The organism is Pseudomonas hygromyciniae (assembly GCF_016925675.1).
Lineage (GTDB): Bacteria > Pseudomonadota > Gammaproteobacteria > Pseudomonadales > Pseudomonadaceae > Aquipseudomonas > Aquipseudomonas hygromyciniae.
This window is the reverse complement of sequence record NZ_CP070507.1, coordinates 89,770-101,830: the sequence shown is the minus strand read 5'-3', so window position 1 is coordinate 101,830 and position 12,061 is coordinate 89,770. Positions and strand designations below refer to the sequence as shown.

The window sequence follows — 12,061 nt, the reverse complement described above, 5'->3', positions numbered from 1 at the left end:
GTCATGTCCATTCCCCCGCCAATTGAAATACCACGCTGGACGCTTGTCGTACTGAACAGCCTTTATGAAATAGAACGCAAGCTGGAAGTTCACGGCGACCCTGGACACGCTAAACGCAACGTTGACCGAATCAAGGAGGAATTCGAACAGCAGTCCTTGATTATCGAGGATCCGCTGGGACAGCCCTTCAAAGAGACACGCACGGACCTCGAAGCCACCATTGTCGGAGCAGGCATTGAGAATCTGGTAGTCACTGAGGTCATCAAGCCTGTGATTAGGCTGGTAAATGGCCCGGTTTCACGGGTTGTGCAAAAAGGGATCGTTGTAGTACAGAGCAAGGAGGAGGTATCACAATGACAAAGATGATCAATTTCGGGATTGACCTGGGAACCAGCAACTCGCTGATCGCTAAATTTGACAAAGGGTCAGTCGAGGTATTCAAGAATCCCAACGGCTTCAAGGAAACACTCCCGTCGATCGTAGGCTTCCGAAATGACCGGATCATGGTAGGTGACCAGGCTCGCACGTATGCCGAAAAGGACCCGAAGAGCGTTGCCAGCCGCTTCAAGCGAAAGATGGGCACTACAGAAACCATCAAGATTCAGTCACTGAATGCATCCAAGACTCCGATCGAGCTTTCTGCTTTTGTTCTCAAGGAGCTAAAGGGATTTGTACATTCCGGCGAAGCAGTCGAAGCTGCGGTAATCACCATACCCGCCTCATTTGATACGGTGCAGTCAAACGCCACCAAGGACGCAGGAATATCAGCCGGCTTCAAGCACGTTGTCCTGCTACAAGAGCCGATTGCAGCTAGTTTGGCGTATGCGAACAAGGAAAAGAGCGACGACCTTCGGAACAGCCAATGGATTGTTTATGACCTGGGCGGCGGTACCTTTGACGTAGCATTGGTCAAGATTGTCGAAGGGGAGTTAACGGTGGTTGATCACGAAGGTGATAACTATTTAGGTGGATCTGACTTTGACTCGATGATCGTTGAGAGGATCCTTGTTCCGGAGATCAACCGCCGCGGAAAGTTCGAAGACCTTCTTGCTCAAATGAAAAGCGAAAAAGGCAAATACAACAAGCTTTGGACTGTCTTGCTGCACAAGGCGGAGGAAGCCAAGATCGAATTGAGCACCAAGGCATCGGCGGAAATCGATCTGGGCATGATTCGTGACCTCGTGGATGACGAGGGCAATGCCATTGACACCATCCTGAATATCACTCGCTCTGAATTCGAAAATGTCATCAAGGACGCAGTGGATGGCACTGTCGATATGATGAAAAAAATTCTGACGCGCAACTCCCTGCAATCGAGTGATCTCAAGTTCATCTTGATGGTGGGTGGCTCGACCTACAGCCCCTACGTTCGCAAGCGCGTCGAGGAGATGATGAACATCCCGGTCAATACATCGATTGATCCGACCAGCGCGATTACCATCGGAGCTGCTTACTTTGCGGGCAGCAAGGAATTCAAGCAGGAAGGCGCTGCGCCGAAAGCCCAGACGAACTCACAAATCAAGTTTCGTGCTGTTTACAACCGCAACTCTCAGGAAAGCGAAGAAACCTTTACCGCCAAGGTTGAAGGAAATACCGCCGGTCTGTTCTATAGAATCTCAAATGACGACGGCTCCTTTGACAGTGGTCTGAAGCCCCTCACGACCCGTATCGCTGAAGATCTTCCGCTGCGCGAAGGATCCTTCAATCTATTCACCTTCAAGATCCTTGACGGCCAGAACAACATCATCGATGTTGGCTTTGATTCGATCCAGATTGCACAGGGGCGCTACAGCGTCGCCGGTCAGATGCTTCCAGAAGATATTTGCCTAGTTAAGGACGATCGTTCTACCAAGGACACACGACTCGACCTTGTTTTTGCTAAGAACTGCGTACTACCTACCAAAGGGAAGCGCACCGTTGAGATCGCCAAGACCATCGTCAAAGGCTCTCGCGACGCCATCACCATCATGGTCGTTGAAGGACCATCCGAAAAACATTCATCGACCAATAAGCCGATTGGAATATTGGCTATCACCGGTGAGCAAATTAACCGTGACCTTCTTCGCGGCACAGAGGTGGATCTGACCTTCGAAATGTCGGAGTCACGAGATTTGACGGTGTCCGCCTACCTTAACGGTACGGGACAGGAGTTCTCTCAGGTCTTCAAGGGCCAGGCCCGCCACGTCGATACCCGCCTGTTGGCCACCGAGGTGCTTCAGCTCGAAACGAAGATCCAGACAGAGATTGAGGACGCTCAGGCGAACCACAACCATGATGGCGCAGCTAAGTTGGAGAAACTGAATGACGAACTCCAGTCGCTTATCGTTGAGAGCGCATCGCTTTCTAGCGATGACGTGACCGACGATCGCTTCAAGCTCGAAGACAAGAAGTGCAAGATTGCTCAAGGGATTTTTGAGCTGACAGCATCCAAGCGGATCGATGCTGCAAAAGCAAACTATCTCCAGGTCAAGTCCGATACGGCCTCCATGGTTCAAGAGTCGGGCAACGATCGCGAGCGGCATCAGCTGAAGGAAATCCTGGCCCGAGAGGAGTTGCATATCCACTCAACCAACCCAGAGCGTATCGACGCTGCGACGAGCGAATTGCAGCGACTTCACTTCCAAATCCTAGCTCGCCAGCCCGACTTCCTAGTTGGTATGTTCCAGCACCTGGAAGAGATACGGCCGACCATGAACGATCAAGCGCAGGCCAAGCAACTTATCGACCATGGACGCCGGCTGGTTGCGACCAAGAACTGGGACGATTTGCGTGATGTAAATGGTCAATTGTGGATGCTTGTTCCCGATACCGAGCGCGCAGAGGAAGACGTGCGACTCTATACCGGTATCGTTTAAGCAACGCCGTTTGCGGCGGGTCTTCACCGGCCCGTCGCTCCACCACGAAGCACTATAAGCCCTCTTGCCTTCGCCCGTTCCGGGCTGCGCGCCCAGGCGAAGCGCTTAGCGTACGATTTATTCCGTCTTCTCTATCGTCCCCAAGTTGGAATGTAAGCGGCCGGCGAACACACCTTCAAAATCCCAGCATTAAGGGCGATGGTGTCCGCGTATTTTTAAGCGGACGCGATCGCCCTTATCGCCGGGATTTCCATGCGCCAACGAAGCTCTTACCCCAAACCATTCAAAGCCCAAGTCGTTCAGGAATGCCTGCAACCCGGAGCGACAATTTCCAGCGTAGCTATCCATCACGGCATCAACGCCAACGTGATCCGCAAGTGGCTACCGATTTATCGGGATCAACCCGTCGCAGCCTTGCCTGCCTTCGTTCCGGTAAAACCGGCGCCAAGGCGTGCAACTGAAGAGATGGTGATCATCTCGCTGCCTCTGGGTGATAAGTCCATCACCGTAAAATGGCCAGTCTCGGATCCGGACGGCTGCGCGTGTTTCATTCGTGGTCTGGCTCAATGATTCGCGTTGATGCCATCTGGCTTGCCACCGAACCCATGGACATGCGCGCCGGCACTGAAACGGCACTGGCCCGAGTAGTTGCGGTGTTCGGTGCGGCGAAGCCGCACTGCGCTTACCTCTTTGCCAACCGGCGGGCCAACCGGATGAAAGTCCTGGTGCACGACGGCGTCGGTATCTGGCTGGCGGCGCGCCGTTTGAACCAGGGCAAGTTCCATTGGCCGGGCATCCATCGTGGGACTGAGGTTGAACTCGACCCCGAGCAACTCCAAGTACTGGTACTTGGATTACCTTGGCAACGAGTGGGTACGGGCGGCGCAATTACATTGCTTTAAATATTGCCTTTTAGCTGAAGCAGTCGCGCTGCTTTGGTAAAATCCACGGCATGACTTTCTTGCTCAATCTCGACCAAATGACCCCGGAACAGCTCCGCGCGCTGGCCGAGCGGGCCGTGCATTTGCAGGCCCAGGTCGACACCATGAGCAAGAAGATCCATCGAATCGAGACGGTCAACGAGCAGCTCACTCACGAGATCGCCATCCTTAAACGCCACAAGTTCGCCAAACGCAGCGAGCAGATCAGCCCGGCGCAAGGCAGCTTGCTCGATGACCTGCTTAATACTGACCTCGAAGCCATCGAGGCCGAGTTAAAAGCCCTTCATCCAGCACCTGCGCAGGCAGAACCACGCCAGCAACCCAAGCGTGCGCCGTTGCCACCGCAGTTCCCACGCACTGTGATCCATCACGACCCGGACGACACGCAATGCGCGTGCGGCTGCCAGCTTCAGCGCATCGGTGAAGATGTCAGTGAGAAGCTGGATTACACGCCGGGCGTGTTCACTGTCGAGCAGCATGTGCGTGGGAAATGGGCCTGCCGGCAGTGCGAAACACTGATCCAGGCGCCGGTGCCGCCTCAAGTGATCGACAAGGGCATCCCCACGGCGGGCCTGCTGGCGCATGTGATGGTGGCCAAGTTCGCCGACCACCTGCCGCTGTATCGACAGGAGAAGATCTTCCGCCGTGCCGGCCTGGCTATCCCGCGCTCGACACTGGCGCAGTGGGTGGGTCAAACCGGCGTGCAGCTTCAGCCGCTGGTCGATGCGCTGCGCGAGGTGGTGCTGGCCCAGCGCGTGGTTCACGCCGATGAAACGCCGGTACAAATGCTGGCGCCCGGCGAGAAGAAAACCCACCGCGCTTATGTCTGGGCCTACAGCACTACGCCATTCTCGGCCCTCAAGGCCGTGGTCTACGACTTCAGCCCCAGCCGTGCCGGCGAACATGCGCGCAACTTCCTGGGCACCTGGAACGGGAAGCTGGTCTGTGATGACTTTGCCGGCTACAAGGCCAGCTTTGAGCTGGGCATCACCGAGATCGGCTGCATGGCCCATGCGCGCCGCAAGTTCTTCGACCTGCATGTAGCCAATAAAAGCCAGTTGGCAGAGCAGGCGCTTCACTCGATTGGCGGGCTGTATGAAGTCGAGCGACACGCCAAGGAAATGAGCGACGAAGACCGTTGGCGATTACGCCAGGAAACGGCAGTGCCCATCGCTGAAAAGCTGCATGAGTGGATGTTGGCTCAGCGTGCACTTGTGCCCGAGGGTTCAGCTACGGCCAAGGCCCTGGATTACAGTCTCAAACGCTGGGTAGCGCTGACGCGCTACCTGGAAGATGGTGCTGTGCCCATCGACAACAATCAGATCGAGAACTTGATCCGGCCGTGGGCGCTTGGGCGGTCGAACTGGTTGGGGATGTAAGCCGGAACCCCAGAAATTTCCGTCACCCTAGTTGGGTGGGCTCAACACTCGTGTCACCAGCTACCTTCTGGAGAATCGAGCTCGGCCATCCCTCCCTGGACGGGCATCGCTCGACGATGTTCAACGGCTCCCTCACGGGGCCGTCGTTTTGTGGGGGCTATTCCATCCACAAGTCGTCGAGGTTCTTGAAGTTCCAGAGCGTCGGGTCTTCGGGGCCAGTGATACTGTCCTTGCAACTCGTGGCCGCCAGGTCGATGGTCTGCATCGGGATCGGCTCTCTCGAGCGTAGCGAGAAGAACACGCGAACCTTGGGAGTCAGCAGTGATTCCATTCCCGGCTCAACGACAACGGCCAGACGCTGAGAGGACAGGCGAACCAAGGAGCCGACGGGGTAGATGCCCACGGCCTTGACGAAGGCGTGGAAGATGCGTTTGTCGAAATGGCCCTCCCACTTGGCCATCTGCCGCATCGCCGCGGACGGGTCCCACGGCTTTTTGTAGGCTCGCTCCGACGTCACGGCATCATAGACGTCGCAGATTGCGCCCATGCGGGCCAGGAGTGAAATGGCGTCACCGGCCAAGCGATCCGGGTAGCCGGTTCCGTCGATCTTCTCGTGATGGTGCAGGGCAATGTCCACCACCCCGGGCTCGGCCCCGCCTGCGCGCAGCATCTTTGCGCCCTCCACAGGGTGGCGCTTCATGATGGCGAACTCGGCATCGGTGAGCTTGCCTGGTTTGTTAAGCACTTCCAGCGGCATCGCGGCCTTGCCTAGGTCGTGCATCAGTCCGCCGATGCCAGCCAGGCGCGTTTGCTCCTCGTCTAGATCGAGATGCCGGGCCAGCGATAGCATCAGGGCGCAGACGGCAACCGAGTGCAGGTAGGTGTAATCGTCGTGCGTTTTGATGCGTGCGACGCTGATGAGGGCATGAGGTTGGCGCAGCACCGAGGCAGCGATTTCTCCGACCAGCGGCAACGTCGTGCTTGGGTCGACGGCCTTGCCAAGCCGGGCTTCCTGGAACATGTCCATGACTTGGGACTTGGCCGCAAGACAGAGTTTCCGTGCATAACACATTTCGCTCTCCATTGAGGTTGCGCCGTCACTTTTCTTGCTTAGTGGACTAGACGGCAGAGATTGCTCCTCCGACAATTCTCTGGGCTCTGGGCTCTGGGCTCTGGGCTCTGGGCTCTGGGCTCTGGGCTCTGGGCTCTGGGCTCTCTGGGCTCTCTGGGCTCTCTGGGCTCTCTGGGCTCTCTGGGCTCTCTGGGTCGACTTGGCTTTTGGCCAAGTCGACCCAGACCTCCCCTGACGCCACATTCTCGAATGGCAGAGAGATCCTGAGGCTCGGTCAGCAGGAAGCTGCCGCGCCAGAATGGGTGTCGAACCCAAGAGCCGGCGAGCTTGTGGATGTACATGCCGAGACGAAGCTCGGATACGGGAATGCGTTTTACCAACTTATTTTCCTTTCTGAGTTGGGTGGTTAGGCGTGCGCCGAGGCTGGCACCCAGCGGTAGAGCGGAGGTAAGGTCACGCCAAGATTCTTGGATCAGCCGGAACCGCCGAAATTTCCGTCAGCCGATCAACATGGCTTTGTCTCGCGCTCGGTCGATGCGTTCCTGCATCGCCTGCATGACTTCTTCGTGGGTGTACGACTTGGCGTTGGGGTCGTCGGCCTCTCGGAGAGCTTCCTCGACCTCGCGGGTCATCCGCGCATATTCTTCCGGCCACAGCGCTTGCTCCATGCGCAGCGACGCCTGCCCAAGCAGGTGCAGCAGGCCGAACAGCCGCATGTCATTGGTGGCGACGACGTGCTCTCGAATCCGCTCCTGGATCACCTCGCAGGCCCGATGCGCCTCTGGCGTCGCCGTGCCCTCGTAGCCGGCTGGGAGTTCTGCTTCTTCAGCGATTCGCGCCCAAGCGATAGCCAGCGCCTCGATGGTGGACAGGTTCATTTGCTCATCCACTTGCGCAGCAGACGCTTTTTCAGGGAGGCGCGCTCTTGCGGATTGCGTCCCTTGTGGTTGGCAATGCGATCCGCCGTGGCGGCCTGGCGCTTGATGGGCCAGTAGGAGCGGCCATCCTTACCCATCGACCAGACGTTGCTGACCTGGTTTTCCAGTAGAGGCAGATGGGCGCATAGAGCTTCCGGCGACGCGCTGGCCAGCGCGGTGCGCTCGTGGGTTCGCCAGCGCTGATGCCAGAGTTTCTTGTCCTCGCGCTCGCTACGGCAGGTCGTGTGCCCAACGATGGGCGTTTTGCGGCGGCTGCGGCTCATGATGTGGTTGTCTCCAAGAACATTCAGGACAGGCTTTCTGGGTAGAGCGCCGTCAACCGGGACAGGGTTTCTTGCACTTGTTCCAGCGAGGTCATCAGATGATCAACCTGATCCTGAAGATCCACGGCGAGATCAAATAGCTCAGCCACTCGGCTGCGTGATCCCTCGTTGAACGCGGCCATTGCCAGTTGATGCAGCTTCAACAGGTCGGTGCGCAGTTGCGGAGGTGCGCCGTCTGCGCTGTCATTCAAATCGCCGCGCAGCACGTCCACGGCATCGACTGCACGCAGCAGTGCCGTGGTATCGAAATTCTCGGGAGTCAGTTCGTCCCATTCGTCGTCGGTGATGCGGGCTGCCATCAGGAGAGCTCCGATTAAGCGGTTGCGAGCGTTAGATGCCCGATCGGCTCGGCTGCTGGCCGTACCTTGATTTCGATGTCGTAGCCGAGGCGATTCAGACAATCCATCAGCTTGCGTTCGGATAGATTGGTGAAGTCGCCGCGCATCATGCCCGACACCTTCGGTTGCGGGATGCCCATGCGTTTGGCCGCCGCTTGTTGAGTCAGCCCAAGGGCGCGCATGGCCCTCCTGATCTCGACCACCAGGCCGGTCTTGATCTTGAGCTTTTCAGCGTCAGGCAGTCCAAGGTCGGCAAAGACGTTGCCCGAGCTGCGCTGAACCTCGACGCCTTCAATGATTCGTTTTTGCATTTCGTAGCTCCTGTGCCAATACCTCGGCCACCTTCAGCCGAGCGCGGATGATGTCCATGTCGGCCTTTGGCGTGGCGATTCCGCTCTTGCTCTTCTTCTGGAAGCAGTGCAGGACGAACACCGCTTCCGCAAACTTGACCGTGTATACCGCTCGATAGGTGCCGCCGGCATCGTCTTCGACGACCTCCAGCACGCCGGTACCACCGAACCCCTTGAGCACCTTTGCTGCGTCATCCTGATCGCCTATCTGCGCCAACGAGAGCGCGTAACCGAAACGGCGACGCACGTCGGACGGCAACGCCATCAAATCCTTGTGGCTGCTCGCGATCCATTCGAGCGGTTTTTCTTTGTTTGTCATGACGGAATTTTATACCTGTTCAGGTAATGATGTAAACGCGGCAACCTCAAGGAGGTGTCGTAAAACATTTGTTTTGCGACAGGCTGTCAGCCGCCGCTGTGCTACCTGTGCAACACCCCCTCAAAAATGTACGGAAAACTCTATCGCTATTCACTATTATGCGGAAACCTGTTTTTGATGGTTATCCGCCTATGTTGGTTGGCTACATGCGCGTGTCGTCGGACTCCGACCGCCAGAGCACGGACTTGCAGCGCGACGCGCTGCTCGCCGCCGGCGTCGATCCGCGTCACCTGTTTGAGGATCGTGCCTCTGGCGCGAAGGATGACCGTGCCGGCTTGGCGCGGGCGCTTGAGTTCGTTCGAGCCGGCGATGTGCTGGTGGTGTGGAAACTCGACCGGCTCGGTCGCTCGCTGTCGCACCTGCTCGCCATTGTGACTTCGCTCAAGGACAAGCGGGTGGCGTTCCGCTCGCTGACAGAGAACCTGGACACTACGACGCCCTCGGGCGAATTCCTGTTCCAGGTGTTCGGTGCGCTCGCGCAGTACGAGCGCGCCTTGATTCAGGAGCGCGTCGTCGCGGGCTTGGCCGCCGCACGCAAACGCGGCCGGATCGGCGGCCGGCCGCAGGCGATCACTGGTGAGAAGCTGGACGCCATCGTCGCCGCGCTCGATGGCGGCATGTCTAAGGCGGCGGTGTGCCGCAACTTCAATGTCAAGCGCACTACGTTGATCGAAACATTGACGCGAGCAGGTTGGCGTGGTGCGGGAAGGACGGTCGATGAGCAACAAGAATAAGCTACTCACCGTCTTTTCTGACGCAGAGCAGGAAGCCTTGTACGGCCTACCGGACTTCGACGATGCTCAGCGGCTGGAATACCTGGCGTTGACCGAATCTGAACTGGCGTTCGCCAGCAGCCGGCCTAGCCTGCAGGCCCAAGTCTATTGCGTCTTGCAGATCGGCTACTTCAAGGCCAAGCATGCTTTCTTCCGCTTCGATTGGCATGAGGTCGAGGACGATTGCGCCTTCGTGCTGAGTCGCTATTTCCACGGCGAAGCGTTCGAACGCAAGGCGATCACCAAGCATGAGCACTACAGCCAGAGGGGTCAGATCGCCGAACTGTTCGGCTACCGGTCGTGGGCGGCTAGCTTCCTGCCGCAACTGGCACAGCAGGCTGAACAGATCGTGCGGCGCGACGTAATGCCAGGATTCGTGGCCGCCGAACTGATCGTTTGGCTCAGCGAGCACAAAATCATCCGGCCCGGCCACACCACCTTACAAGAGCTGGTCAGTGAAGCCCTGTCCACCGAACGCAGGCGCTTGGGCGGCTTGCTGGCAGAAGTGTTGGACGAATCGGCCAAAGCTGCGCTGGGCCAGCTCCTGGTGCGTGACGACACCCTGTCTCAACTGGCAGCGCTCAAGCAGGACGCTAAAGATTTCGGCTGGCGTCAGATGGCAGGGGAGCGCGAGAAGCGCGCCACGCTGAAGTCCTTGCACGGGATCGCCAAGGCGCTGCTGCCCAAGCTCGGCATCTCGCAGCAGAACCTGCTGTACTACGCGAGCCTGGCGAACTTCTATACCGTCCATGACCTGCGCCACCTGAAGGCGGAGCAGACCCGGCTCTACCTGCTGTGCTATGCCTGGGTACGTTACCGGCAGCTCACCGACAACCTGGTCGACGCGATGGCCTTCCACATGAAAAAACTTGAGGACGAGAGCCGCACGGGTGCGAAACAGTCCTTTGTCGCCGAACAGCTGCGACGCCATCAGGAAACGCCGCAGGTTGGCCGCCTGCTGTCGCTGTACGTGGACGACAGCGTGGCCGATCCGACGCCGTTCGGCGAGGTGCGCCAACGCGCCTACAAAATCATGTCCAGGGAATTGCTGCAAAACACGGCGCAGCGCATGAGCGTCAAGCCACTGAACAAACTGGCGCTGCACTGGCAGGCGGTGGACGGCCTGGCCGAACGCATTCGACGCCATCTACGGCCGCTGTACGTCGCGCTCGACTTCGCCGGCACGGCCCCCGATAACCCATGGCTCGCGGCGCTGACTTGGGCCAAGAGCGTGTTCGCCAAGCAGCAGCGCCTATCACAACGGCCACTCGACGAATGTCCGGCGGCAACGCTGCCGAAACGCTTGCGTCCGTACCTGCTGATGTTCGATGCCGAAGGCACGCCGACAGGCCTGCATGCCGATCGTTACGAATTCTGGCTTTACCGTCAGGTCAGGAAACGCTTCCAGGCGGGCGAGCTCTACATTGACGACAGCTTGCAGCACCGGCATTTGTCCGACGAGTTGGTTTCGATGGACGAGAAAGCCGCCGTGCTCGCGCAGATGGACATCCCCTTCCTGCGGCAGCCGGTCAGTGCCCAGCTCGATGCACTGGCGGCCGAGTTGCGTGCGCAATGGGTGGCGTTCAATCGCGAGCTGAAACAGGGCAAGCTGACGCACCTGGAATACGACAAGGACACGCAGAGACTGACCTGGCGCAAGCCCAAGGGGGAGAACCAGAAGGCGCGCGAGCAAGCTCTCTACGAGCAACTGCCATACTGCGATGTCGCCGACGTGTTTCGCTTCGTCAACGGCCAGTGCCAGTTCCTGTCGGCGCTGACACCATTGCAGCCACGCTATGCGAAGAAGGTAGCCGACGCCGACAGTCTGATGGCGGTGATCATTGCCCAAGCCATGAACCACGGCAACCAGGTTATGGCACGTACCAGCGACATCCCGTACCACGTCCTGGAGAGGGCACTGTTGCAAATAGTCGGTGGTGATAAACTTATCATCCCCTTTTGCTGATGGAGCTGCACATGAACCCATTCAAAGGCCGGCATTTTCAGCGTGACATCATTCTGTGGGCCGTACGCTGGTACTGCAAATACGGCATCAGTTACCGTGAGCTGCAGGAGATGCTGGCTGAACGCGGAGTGAATGTCGATCACTCCACGATTTACCGCTGGGTTCAGCGTTATGCGCCTGAAATGGAAAAACGGCTGCGCTGGTACTGGCGTAACCCTTCCGATCTTTGCCCGTGGCACATGGATGAAACCTACGTGAAGGTCAATGGCCGCTGGGCGTATCTGTACCGGGCCGTCGACAGCCGGGGCCGCACTGTCGATTTTTATCTCTCCTCCCGTCGTAACAGCAAAGCTGCATACCGGTTTCTGGGTAAAATCCTCAACAACGTGAAGAAGTGGCAGATCCCACGATTCATCAACACGGATAAAGCGCCCGCCTATGGTCGCGCGCTTGCTCTGCTCAAACGCGAAGGCCGGTGCCCGTCTGACGTTGAACACCGACAGATTAAGTACCGGAACAACGTGATTGAATGCGATCATGGCAAACTGAAACGGATAATCAACGCCACGCTGGGATTTAAATCCATGAAGACGGCTTACGCCACCATCAAAGGTATTGAGGTGATGCGTGCACTACGCAAAGGCCAGGCCTCAGCATTTTATTATGGTGATCCCCTGGGCGAAATGCGCCTGGTAAGCAGAGTTTTTGAAATGTAAGGCCTTTGAATAAGACAAAAGGCTGCCTCAT

General features: G+C 57.8%; 13 protein-coding genes and 2 pseudogenes. 8 read left to right on the top strand and 7 right to left on the bottom strand.

The genetic code is table 11. The features are described 5' to 3' along the window. Positions 1–3: 3 nt before the first annotated feature. The 5 genes and pseudogenes from JTY93_RS28030 to tnpC form a co-directional block, all read left to right on the top strand. Positions 4–357: a hypothetical protein gene (locus JTY93_RS28030; RefSeq protein ID WP_076965116.1), complete on the top strand. Its 354-nt coding sequence runs from the start codon at positions 4–6 to the stop codon at positions 355–357. Beyond that, positions 354–2,855, top strand: a complete 2,502-nt coding sequence (locus JTY93_RS28025; RefSeq protein WP_076965117.1) for an Hsp70 family protein — start codon at positions 354–356, stop codon at positions 2,853–2,855. Before JTY93_RS28030 ends, JTY93_RS28025 begins: the two co-directional genes overlap by 4 nt. A 252-nt stretch (positions 2,856–3,107) precedes the next feature. Further along, entirely contained in the window at positions 3,108–3,425 is a 318-nt protein-coding gene (tnpA, locus tag JTY93_RS28020; RefSeq protein WP_076965118.1) for an IS66-like element accessory protein TnpA, read from the top strand. Then, on the top strand, positions 3,422–3,757 hold the full coding sequence (gene tnpB, locus JTY93_RS28015) for an IS66 family insertion sequence element accessory protein TnpB (protein WP_076965119.1): 336 nt from the start codon (positions 3,422–3,424) through the stop codon (positions 3,755–3,757). The genes tnpA and tnpB overlap by 4 nt, the downstream gene beginning before the upstream one ends. A gap of 50 nt (positions 3,758–3,807) precedes the next feature. Continuing rightward, positions 3,808–5,166, top strand: a pseudogene (tnpC, locus tag JTY93_RS28010) (IS66 family transposase); the annotation flags it as partial. Between the two features lie 166 nt (positions 5,167–5,332). Here tnpC and JTY93_RS28005 read toward each other — a convergent pair. The 7 genes from JTY93_RS28005 to JTY93_RS27975 all read right to left on the bottom strand — a co-directional run bounded on the left by JTY93_RS28005 (position 5,333) and on the right by JTY93_RS27975 (position 8,515). After that, positions 5,333–6,202, bottom strand: a complete 870-nt coding sequence (locus JTY93_RS28005) for an HD-GYP domain-containing protein (RefSeq protein ID WP_223198360.1) — start codon at positions 6,200–6,202, stop codon at positions 5,333–5,335. A gap of 83 nt (positions 6,203–6,285) precedes the next feature. Then, positions 6,286–6,588 carry a DUF3391 domain-containing protein gene (locus tag JTY93_RS28000; protein WP_240357310.1) on the bottom strand — a complete coding sequence of 101 codons (303 nt, stop codon included), beginning with the start codon at positions 6,586–6,588 and terminating at the stop codon, positions 6,286–6,288. A gap of 156 nt (positions 6,589–6,744) precedes the next feature. Beyond that, positions 6,745–7,125 (bottom strand): hypothetical protein, encoded by a 381-nt coding sequence (locus JTY93_RS27995; protein WP_001054412.1) that lies wholly within the window; start codon positions 7,123–7,125, stop codon positions 6,745–6,747. Beyond that, positions 7,122–7,448 carry a hypothetical protein gene (locus JTY93_RS27990; RefSeq protein WP_000091614.1) on the bottom strand — a complete coding sequence of 109 codons (327 nt, stop codon included), beginning with the start codon at positions 7,446–7,448 and terminating at the stop codon, positions 7,122–7,124. The genes JTY93_RS27995 and JTY93_RS27990 overlap by 4 nt, the downstream gene beginning before the upstream one ends. A gap of 23 nt (positions 7,449–7,471) precedes the next feature. After that, positions 7,472–7,807: a hypothetical protein gene (locus JTY93_RS27985; RefSeq protein WP_000741275.1), complete on the bottom strand. Its 336-nt coding sequence runs from the start codon at positions 7,805–7,807 to the stop codon at positions 7,472–7,474. 14 nt (positions 7,808–7,821) lie between these two features. After that, positions 7,822–8,157 carry a helix-turn-helix domain-containing protein gene (locus tag JTY93_RS27980; protein ID WP_001172026.1) on the bottom strand — a complete coding sequence of 112 codons (336 nt, stop codon included), beginning with the start codon at positions 8,155–8,157 and terminating at the stop codon, positions 7,822–7,824. After that, on the bottom strand, positions 8,138–8,515 hold the full coding sequence (locus JTY93_RS27975; protein ID WP_042933781.1) for a type II toxin-antitoxin system RelE/ParE family toxin: 378 nt from the start codon (positions 8,513–8,515) through the stop codon (positions 8,138–8,140). The genes JTY93_RS27980 and JTY93_RS27975 overlap by 20 nt, the downstream gene beginning before the upstream one ends. Before the next feature lie 191 nt (positions 8,516–8,706). Here JTY93_RS27975 and JTY93_RS27970 point away from each other — a divergent pair, with 191 nt between their 5' ends. The 3 genes and pseudogenes from JTY93_RS27970 (at position 8,707) to JTY93_RS27960 (ending at position 12,030) form a co-directional block, all read left to right on the top strand. Then, positions 8,707–9,309 carry a recombinase family protein gene (locus JTY93_RS27970; RefSeq protein ID WP_010465829.1) on the top strand — a complete coding sequence of 201 codons (603 nt, stop codon included), beginning with the start codon at positions 8,707–8,709 and terminating at the stop codon, positions 9,307–9,309. Beyond that, a pseudogene (locus JTY93_RS27965) lies at positions 9,293–11,275 on the top strand (DUF4158 domain-containing protein); the annotation flags it as partial. The gene JTY93_RS27970 and the pseudogene JTY93_RS27965, both read left to right, overlap by 17 nt. Before the next feature lie 50 nt (positions 11,276–11,325). After that, the gene (locus JTY93_RS27960) at positions 11,326–12,030 is read left to right on the top strand and encodes an IS6-like element IS26 family transposase (protein WP_001067858.1); all 705 of its coding nucleotides are present in this window, start codon (positions 11,326–11,328) and stop codon (positions 12,028–12,030) included. Positions 12,031–12,061: the final 31 nt, after the last annotated feature.